The sequence below is a fragment of the Aurantimicrobium sp. genome (assembly GCF_036667855.1).
Classification (GTDB): Bacteria; Actinomycetota; Actinomycetes; order Actinomycetales; family Microbacteriaceae; genus Aurantimicrobium.
The window spans coordinates 1-648 of the sequence record NZ_JAVWTF010000096.1 but is presented as its reverse complement, the minus strand read 5'-3'; the positions used below and the strand labels follow the sequence as shown (position 1 = coordinate 648).

The 648-nt window shown below is 48.1% G+C and carries 1 protein-coding gene and 1 pseudogene; both read right to left on the bottom strand.

Translation table 11 applies throughout. The features are described 5' to 3' along the window. A pseudogene (locus tag RR877_RS10305) lies at window positions 1-300 on the bottom strand (hypothetical protein); the annotation flags it as partial. Between the two features lie 15 nt (window positions 301-315). Then, window positions 316-648: MMPL family transporter (locus tag RR877_RS10300; protein ID WP_332628178.1), on the bottom strand; the 333-nt coding region annotated here is incomplete at its 5' end.

Sequence of the window (648 nt, the reverse complement as noted above, 5' to 3'; positions counted from 1 at the left end):
TGCTATCCAGATGAACTCAGCAGAAATAACGACTGAGAATAACCAAAGGATTGTAAATCCAACTATCCACGTTGTTGGAGTGAACCATTTCCTCATTCCCCGGTCAGCGAGGAACCATGTTGCGTCCCAAGCAAGAAGCACAATTCCAATAGAGATTACCCACAAACTGGAATCCCCCGTAGAGAAGGATCTCAGGACAGCTATCAGAATCAGTATCAGTGCGAGGACATGCTGTGCAATACGCATCATCAGTTCAGTGTTGTTTTCGGTCACCAAACCTTTTTGTACTGTTTCGCTCACACCAGCTCCGTATTATTACCGATAAACATCGGCGCTCCTTGAGGGAGCTACATCATTCTTAACTAGTTTGTGTGGCCACCAGATACGGACACCGATTGCACTAAACAACGCAGGGACTATGACAGTTCGTACGACCAGAGTATCGATGACCACTCCCACACCTACAATTATCCCAAGTTGCCCGAGGGTAACCAGGGGAAGGACACCTAGAGCAGCGAAAACAGCAGCTAGGACTATTCCTGCGCTAGTGATGACGCCTCCAGTGTGTGCTACAGCTTCGATCATTCCTGACACCGTGCCCAATCTTTCCGCCTCACATTTGGCTCGATGGACGAGAAATATCGTGTA